The following is a 3,115-nucleotide window of genomic DNA, read 5'->3' as shown; positions in this document are numbered from 1 at the left end:
GTGGGGGCGACGGTCGGCGCGGTCGTCGGCGCCAGGGGCGGCACGGGGGCGCCCGAGGGCGGGACGGCCGCCCCGCTCGCGCCGGCGGACGGCTCGGCGGTGGGCTGGAGCAGGGAGGGGTCGATGCCGCTGCCGGTGAGCAGGACGGGCCGCATCTCCAGCTGCGCGGAGGCGCGGACCAGGTCGAGGGTCTCCTCGTCGGCCTGCCCGGGGATCGACACGACGATGTTGTCGCTGCCCTGGCGGCTGACCTCGGCCTCGGTGACGCCGGTGCCGTTGACGCGCTGCCGGATGACGTCCACGGCCTGGACCATCGACTCGGCGGGGACCGTCTGGCCCTCCTCCGCCTGGGCGCTGAGGATGATCTGCGTGCCGCCCTCGAGGTCGAGGGCGAGGCCGGGGGTCCACCGGGCGTCGTCGAGGAGGTAGCCGCCGGCGACGGTGCCGAAGATGATGGCCACGAGGACGGCGAGGACGGTCAGGGTGCGCCCGGGGCGCGACCGTCGGCTGGTCGGGGTCACGGTGCTCTCTCAGTCCTGTCTGGTGGAGCCGGTGGTGCCGGGGGCGTCGTCGCCCCGGCCGTCGGTGGTGCCGGGGGTCTGGGTGCCGGGAGTCGTGCTCCCGGGGGTCGCGCCGTCGGGGCGGCGCTTGCCGAGGTCGACCGCACCGTGGCCGGCGACGTCGGCGACGTCGGCGTCGCCGGACGTGGCAGGGGACGCGGGGTCGACGTAGCGCGAGGACGCGGGGTCGGTGTCGGACAGCACGCGGACCACGGCGGCGGCGAGCCAGCGCGAGCGCTGGCCGTCCTCGCCGGCGAGGACGACGCTGGTGCCGCTGGTCTCGACGACCGTGCCGACCATCCCGGCGGCGGTGAGCACCTCGGCGCCCACGGCCAGGGCGGAGCGGGTGTCACGGGCCTCGCGCTGCTGGCGCCGCACGCGCGAGAACTGCAGGACGAGGATGAGCACGAGACCTGCGACGAGCAGGACGGCGGGGTCCACGGCAGTCCTCCCCAGCTCGTGCCGGCGGCGGGCGTCGGCGCTCCCGGGCCCCGTGGTCCGGAGCCCCCGCGGGAGTCTAGGCGAGCCGTCCCCCCTCTCCGTACGCGCGCCACGACGGTGGGTCGCGACCGGTTCCGGGCGGCGGCGGGCGGACGGGAGCCCTGCGCAGGGTCGCTGGCGGCGCCCGGCCGTCAGCGGAACAGCGGCGGCGCGTCGGGCCCGTCGAGGTCGGGGCCGCCGGGCAGCGGGGCACCGGCCGGGGCCGCCAGGCCCAGGTGGGCCCACGCGGCGGGCAGCGCGACCCGTCCCCGGGGGGTCCGGGCGAGGAAGCCCTGGCGGAGCAGGAACGGCTCGCAGACGGTCTCGACCGTCTCCGGCTCCTCCCCCACGGTGAGCGCCAGCGTCGACAGCCCGACCGGCCCGCCGCCGAACCTGCGGCACACCGCGTCCAGCACCGCGGTGTCGAGCCGGTCCAGGCCGAGGGAGTCCACGGCGAACAGCTCGAGCGCCGCCCGGGCGTCGGCGAGGGAGACGGAGCCGTCGCCGGAGCCGTGCACCTCGCCGTAGTCCCGCACCCGCCGCAGCAGCCGGTTGGCGATCCGGGGCGTGCCGCGCGAGCGCCCGGCGATCTCGCGGGCCGCGTCGGGGGCCAGGTCGACGCCGAGCAGGCGCGAGCTGCGCTCGAGCACCCGGGTGAGGTCGGCCGCGTCGTAGAAGTCGAGGTGGCCGGTGAAGCCGAACCGGTCCCGCAGCGGGGACGGCAGCATGCCCGCCCGGGTGGTGGCACCGACCAGGGTGAACCGCGGCAGCGGCAGCGGGATGGCCGTCGCGCCGGGGCCCTTGCCGACGACGACGTCGACGCGGAAGTCCTCCATCGCCAGGTACAGCATCTCCTCCGCGGCGCGGGACATCCGGTGGATCTCGTCGAGAAAGAGGACCTCGTGCTCGTCGAGGCTGGACAGGATCGCCGCGAGGTCGCCCGCGTGCTGCAGGGCCGGCCCGCTGGTCACCCGGACCGGCACGCCGAGCTCGACGCCGACGATCATGGCCAGCGTCGTCTTGCCCAGGCCGGGCGGGCCGGCGAGCAGCACGTGGTCCGGTGCGCCGCCGCGCCGGCGCGCGGCCTCCAGGACCAGGCCGAGCTGGCGCCGCACCACGGGCTGGCCGACGAACTCCGCCAGCGACCGGGGCCGCAGCGCCGACTCCTCCGCCAGCTCCCCCGGCGCGACGGCGGGGTCGACGTCGCGGACCTCGACCCCGCTCGCCCGGGCCAGGTCGTCCGCGAGGGTCGTGACCGCCGGGTCCGCCGGGTCCGCCGGGTCCGCCGCGTCCGCCGGTCGGTCGCTCACGTCCGGGCCAGCCCGCGCAGCGCGGTGCGCAGCAGCGCGGCCGGGTCGTCGGTCCCGCCGTCGTGGCCGGGGTCGTCGAGCACGGCGTCGACGGCCGTCTCCGACTGCTTCTGCGCCCAGCCGAGCCCGACGAGGGCGGCGACGACCTGCTCGCGGGTGCCGTCGGGGCCGGCAGCCGGCGTGCCGGTGGTCGCGGCGGCCGGGGTGCTGCCGTGGGGCGGCCCGAGCCGGTCGCCGAGCTCGAGCAGCATCCGCTGCGCGCCCTTGCGGCCGATGCCGGGGACCTTCATGAGGGTGACCTCGTCGCCGGCGGCGACCCCGCGCCGCAGGTCGTCCGGGTCGAGGACGGCGAGCACCGCCAGCGCCAGGCGCGGGCCGACCCCGCTCACGGTCTGCAGCAGCTCGAAGACGTCGCGCTCGTCGTCGGTCTCGAAGCCGAACAGCGTGAGGGAGTCCTCGCGGACGACGAGCGAGGTCGCCAGCCGCGCGGTCTGGCCCGGGCGCAGCGTGACCAGGGTGCGGGGGGTGGCGCGGACCATCAGCCCCAGGCCGCCCACGGCGACGACGGCCCCGTCGAGGCGGACGGCCAGGACCTGTCCACGGACCTCGGCGAGCACGCGACCTCCAGGGGGTGGGGCCGGTCAGGACGACCGGCGCTCCGAACACGTGTACGACACGCTAGCCCGGCTCAGCGGGGGCGGGAGCGTGGCGCGCCGACGGCGGGCCGGGCGGGCCGGGCGGCCTGGGCGGCGCCCGCGGCGTGCG

Annotated in this window: 3 protein-coding genes and 1 pseudogene; all 4 read right to left on the bottom strand. The window is 77.9% G+C overall.

Annotated elements, in window-relative coordinates; translation table 11 throughout:
* A pseudogene (locus tag WCS02_RS19040) lies at window positions 1-521 on the bottom strand (protein translocase subunit SecD); the annotation flags it as partial.
* A gap of 9 nt (window positions 522-530) precedes the next feature.
* Window positions 531-1,001, bottom strand: a complete 471-nt coding sequence (locus WCS02_RS19035; RefSeq protein WP_340295857.1) for a preprotein translocase subunit YajC — start codon at window positions 999-1,001, stop codon at window positions 531-533.
* 191 nt (window positions 1,002-1,192) lie between these two features.
* The gene (gene ruvB / locus WCS02_RS19030; RefSeq protein ID WP_340295858.1) at window positions 1,193-2,275 is read right to left on the bottom strand and encodes a Holliday junction branch migration DNA helicase RuvB; all 1,083 of its coding nucleotides are present in this window, start codon (window positions 2,273-2,275) and stop codon (window positions 1,193-1,195) included.
* A 71-nt stretch (window positions 2,276-2,346) separates the two neighbouring features.
* Window positions 2,347-2,967, bottom strand: a complete 621-nt coding sequence (ruvA, locus tag WCS02_RS19025; protein WP_340295856.1) for a Holliday junction branch migration protein RuvA — start codon at window positions 2,965-2,967, stop codon at window positions 2,347-2,349.
* Window positions 2,968-3,115: the final 148 nt, after the last annotated feature.

Origin of the sequence: Aquipuribacter hungaricus, from assembly GCF_037860755.1 — a bacterium.
In the GTDB taxonomy this organism is placed as follows: domain Bacteria; phylum Actinomycetota; class Actinomycetes; order Actinomycetales; family JBBAYJ01; genus Aquipuribacter; species Aquipuribacter hungaricus.
The sequence above is the reverse complement of the archived record's forward strand: the minus strand, read 5'-3'. Positions and strand labels throughout refer to the sequence as shown.